The organism is Sulfurimonas sp., assembly GCF_032250635.1.
Classification (GTDB): Bacteria; Campylobacterota; Campylobacteria; order Campylobacterales; family Sulfurimonadaceae; genus Sulfurimonas.
In genome coordinates this window covers 1-4,000 of the sequence record NZ_JAVVFL010000198.1, presented here as the reverse complement: position 1 = coordinate 4,000, position 4,000 = coordinate 1, and the positions used below count along the sequence as shown (strand labels likewise).

Genomic DNA, 4,000 nt, shown 5'->3' with positions numbered 1-4,000 from the left:
CCTGCCACCCCCTAAAGCTACGAAAAACTTTGTTTTTCGAGAATAATAAGTTTTTTACGCACTTTTTTATAAAAATGCGTAACACCAGTTAACATTCATATATGGAGAGCGCTTTGGTTTTTGGCAAAATAGAGTATTTAAATCTTTTACCTTTTCATGTCTTTATGAAGCGTTTTACAAAAAGTTCTCAGCAGAGCATGAGCATGCACTACTATAGAGGCGTTCCCGCAAAAACAAACCAAAAATTTATCTCAAGAAAGGTAGATGCAGCCTTTATCTCAAGCATCAGAGCAAAAGGGCAAAAACATGTAAATCTTGGTATTGTCGCGAGAAAAGAGGTGCTTAGCGTTTTAGTAGTCCCCCACGAGAAAGATGTAAGCGACACAGAGTCAGAAACATCAAACATGCTTGCAAAAATCTTAAAGATTCAAGGCGAAGTGCTTATAGGCGACAAGGCTCTGAGATACTATCTACAAAATAAACCGCATACAGATTTGGCAAAAACATGGAATAAAAAACAGAATCTCCCTTTTGTTTTCGCACTTTTATGCTACCACAAAGACAAGGCACTTTATAAAAAAATTGAAAAAAATTTCCTAAAAAGAAGAGTAAAAATCCCAAGGTATATCTTGGATGAAGCCTCTAAGAGAACAAAAGTATCCCATCATGATATTTTAAACTACCTAAAACATATATCGTACGATGTAGACAAAAAAGCAAAAAAAGGTCTTGATAAATTTTATAAAGAGGCAAAAAAAGTTAGTGTAAATTATAAAAGATAAGTTTTAGGTAAAAATTGCACTTGATATTAGAATTGGAGATAGTTTAACATTTTTGGAATAATAAGTTTGAGATTTTCTTTGAAGTGTCGTATTTTAAGGGTTTTAAAGTAGATGGTGCGGATGAGAGGACTTGAACCTCCACACCTTACGGCACCAGATCCTAAGTCTGGCGTGTATACCAATTTCACCACATCCGCATGTAGATAAGTGTTTTATGTCTCTTCAGACATTGATTGAAAAGTGGTGCGCCCTACACGATTCGAACGTGTGACCGATGCCTTAGAAGGGCATTGCTCTATCCAGCTGAGCTAAGAGCGCATTCATTATAAAAATGGTGCGCCCGATAGGATTCGAACCTATAACCGTCGGATCCGAAGTCCGAAACTCTATCCAGTTGAGCCACGAACGCCACAAAATTTATTATTATTAATTTTTTATATCTATTTATGGGGTGAGATACGGGGCTCGAACCCGCGACCCCCGGCACCACAAACCAGTGCTCTAACCAACTGAGCTAATCTCACCATGCTTTAATTTAAATATAAAAGTGGTCGGGGTGAAAGGACTCGAACCTTCGGCCCCTTGGTCCCAAACCAAGTACTCTAACCATACTGAGCTACACCCCGACTTACAACATTAAAACAACCCGGGAGCTGATTAATGAGGCGAAATTATAGTTAATAACGATTAAAATGTCAATAGTTTTTTCGCATATTTATAAACTTTGTGCAAAGTGGTACAAAAAGAGATTAAGATTAGTTTGTTACAATACAAAATTACGGTTTTAAAGGGTTAATTTTGGGTGAAGTATTTAGTAGTATCAACTCCTTTTTAGAAACGGTTCTCTTTTTTGATATTTTGTTTGGAACCGTAGATGGAGTTAATTTACCATTTTTAGTGATTTGGCTTATCTCTGGCGGCGTTTACCTTACTTTTTTAACAAGATTTATAAATTTGAGGATGCTTAAGCACTCCTTTGACATTATCAGGGGCAGATACAGGACTATTGATGATGTAGGGCAAATCTCATCTTTTGGAGCTCTTACCACAGCTCTGAGCGCAACCGTCGGACTTGGAAACATCGCAGGAGTTGCTCTTGCCATCGCAATCGGGGGTCCTGGGGCTACTTTTTGGATGATTGTTGCCGGTTTTTTGGGAATGAGTCTAAAATTCACTGAAGTTACTCTTTCGCTTCAATATAGAGAATTTTTAAAAGACGGCACAGTTATGGGAGGTGCTATGGAGTACCTCTCTAAGGGCTTGGCAAAAAAGGGTTATGCAAGATTTGGTAAAGTTTTGGCGGTGGTTTTTGCCGTATTTATGATTGGAGGAGCGATAGGCGGGGGGAATACTTTTCAGGTCTCACAAGCTCTTAGCGCCATCTCTCAAGAAGTACCGTTTTTTCAAGAGTTTCCTATAGTATTTGGAATTATTATCGCATCTTTGGTGGGCTTTGTCATCATCGGCGGTGTTACCAGAATCGCCAAAATTACCGAAACTCTCGTGCCTTTCATGGCTATTATATACATCTCGGCATCTCTATGGATTTTAGGAGTTCATTTTGAGAAGATAGACGATGCCCTTAGCATTATATTTACAGAAGCCTTTTCAACAAGTGCTATTTACGGCGGTGTTATCGGTTCACTTATACAGGGGTTTCAAAGAGCGGTTTTCTCAAGCGAAGCAGGGATCGGCTCCTCTCCTGTTGCTCATGCTCCCGTAAAGACAAAGTACCCGGTGAGACAGGGGCTTGTTGCTCTTTATGAGCCGTTTATAGATACAATAGTCATCTGCACCATGACTGCACTCGTGATAGTCATAACAGGTGTTTATGCGCATGATGGCGCTTATGTTGCCCTTATTGAAGCAAAGCAGGGTGCAGCTCTTACAAGTGCTGCTTATGGTACCGTTATTGATTGGTTCCCCGCAATTCTCTCTGTAAGCATCACTCTTTTTGCTTTTTCTACCATGATCTCTTGGTCATACTACGGTGAGAGAGCATGGGTCTATCTTTTTGGCTCAAAACTCTCCATCATTTATAAAATTATGTTTTTATCTTTAACTATCATTGGAACTGTTGTGAGCACTGGGTTGCTGGTAGATTTTAGTTTTATGCTTCTTCTTGCAATGGCGCTCCCAAATATCTTGGGACTTTTTATACTCGGCGGCGATGTCAAAAAGCAGCTTGATATTTACCTCGAAAAACTTAAAAGCGGTGAACTTGATGATGAGGCTATAAGATGAGTGAAATCAAACAGAAGTGCATAGAGTTTTTAGCACAGAACAGCATTAATCCTGACTCTGAGATTGACTTTGATGTAAACGGCGAGATTCATACGCTCTCATTTAGATATATAACGGACTCTTTTATGATGGCATCAGAGGAGTCGCAATTGGTTTTTCTAACTGCGCTGGAAAAATCTTTAGCTAGCAAAGAGATGGGAATAGAGAGATTTTTTGAAGGGATGGGGCAGCTTCTGCTACTTACCCATCTCTCAAAAAATATTGAGGCTTAGAACTGTATCAATCCATTGATAGGAGAAGATGCGGTAGCGTAAGGTTTTTTAGGAATTCTCCCAGATAAGTAGCTCATGCGCCCTGCAATTACAGCATGTTTCATCGCCTCTGCCATCATCATAGGGTTTTGTGCCTGTGCTATAGCGGTATTTGTTAAAACTCCATCTGCACCGAGTTCCATCGCATAGGCGGCATCACTCGCGCACCCTATTCCCGCATCTACGATTACAGGAACTCTTACGGCTTCACGGATAAAGACTATGTTGTATGGGTTTTGAATCCCCAATCCGCTCCCGATAGGCGCAGCAAGAGGCATGATAGCATGTGCGCCCGCATCCTCAAGACGTTTAGCCATAATGGGGTCATCCGAAGTGTACGCCATAATGCTAAAGCCCTCTTTTGAGAGTATTTCACACGCTTTGATGGTCTCTATCACATCAGGATAAAGAGTCTTTTGCGTATCGCCTATAACCTCCAGTTTTATAAGGTCAATCCCGGTTGCCTCGCGTGTCAGCCTAAAGGTGGTAATTGCCTCTTCCGCCGTTACGCATCCTGCAGAGTTTGGCAAAAACTTTACATTTGTCCCCGCAAAGGTGTCGCGAAGATTCTCTTGATCTGGGTTTGTAATGTTGAGACGGCGAACCGCAACGGTAATGAGTTCGCTTCCGCTAACCAAAGTCGCCTCTTTTGTTGTTTGAAAA

The 4,000-nt window shown here is 40.7% G+C and carries 4 protein-coding genes and 5 tRNA genes; 3 read left to right on the top strand and 6 right to left on the bottom strand.

Annotated features, from left to right (window positions below; all coding sequences use genetic code 11):
- The first annotated feature begins 113 nt into the window (after nt 1-113).
- Entirely contained in the window at nt 114-782 is a 669-nt protein-coding gene (locus RQ763_RS10395) for an MqnA/MqnD/SBP family protein (protein WP_314152874.1), read from the top strand.
- Between the two features lie 112 nt (nt 783-894).
- Here RQ763_RS10395 and RQ763_RS10390 read toward each other — a convergent pair.
- The 5 genes from RQ763_RS10390 to RQ763_RS10370 all read right to left on the bottom strand — a co-directional run bounded on the left by RQ763_RS10390 (nt 895) and on the right by RQ763_RS10370 (nt 1,408).
- Nucleotides 895-979: transfer RNA gene (locus RQ763_RS10390), tRNA-Leu, on the bottom strand.
- 44 nt (nt 980-1,023) lie between these two features.
- Nucleotides 1,024-1,100, bottom strand: a tRNA-Arg gene (locus RQ763_RS10385).
- 14 nt (nt 1,101-1,114) lie between these two features.
- Nucleotides 1,115-1,191 (bottom strand) — tRNA-Arg (locus tag RQ763_RS10380).
- Between the two features lie 38 nt (nt 1,192-1,229).
- Nucleotides 1,230-1,306: transfer RNA gene (locus RQ763_RS10375), tRNA-His, on the bottom strand.
- A 24-nt stretch (nt 1,307-1,330) separates the two neighbouring features.
- A tRNA-Pro gene (locus RQ763_RS10370) sits at nt 1,331-1,408 on the bottom strand.
- A 172-nt stretch (nt 1,409-1,580) separates the two neighbouring features.
- On the opposite strand from RQ763_RS10370, the gene RQ763_RS10365 reads away from it, so the two are divergent.
- Nucleotides 1,581-3,026, top strand: a complete 1,446-nt coding sequence (locus RQ763_RS10365; protein ID WP_314152872.1) for an alanine/glycine:cation symporter family protein — start codon at nt 1,581-1,583, stop codon at nt 3,024-3,026.
- Entirely contained in the window at nt 3,023-3,298 is a 276-nt protein-coding gene (locus RQ763_RS10360) for a hypothetical protein (protein ID WP_314152870.1), read from the top strand. The genes RQ763_RS10365 and RQ763_RS10360 overlap by 4 nt, the downstream gene beginning before the upstream one ends.
- Here the strand turns inward: RQ763_RS10360 and RQ763_RS10355 are convergent.
- A partial coding sequence (locus RQ763_RS10355; RefSeq protein WP_314152869.1) for a thiazole synthase occupies nt 3,295-4,000 on the bottom strand: 706 nt, incomplete at its 5' end. The two genes, RQ763_RS10360 and RQ763_RS10355, sit on opposite strands and share 4 nt — an antisense overlap.

What these genes read in the sequence shown, in the direction of transcription:
- RQ763_RS10360 (WP_314152870.1), top strand. Translation starts at nt 3,023, where the DNA reads ATGAGTGAAATCAAACAGAAGTGCATAGAGTTTTTAGCACAGAACAGC.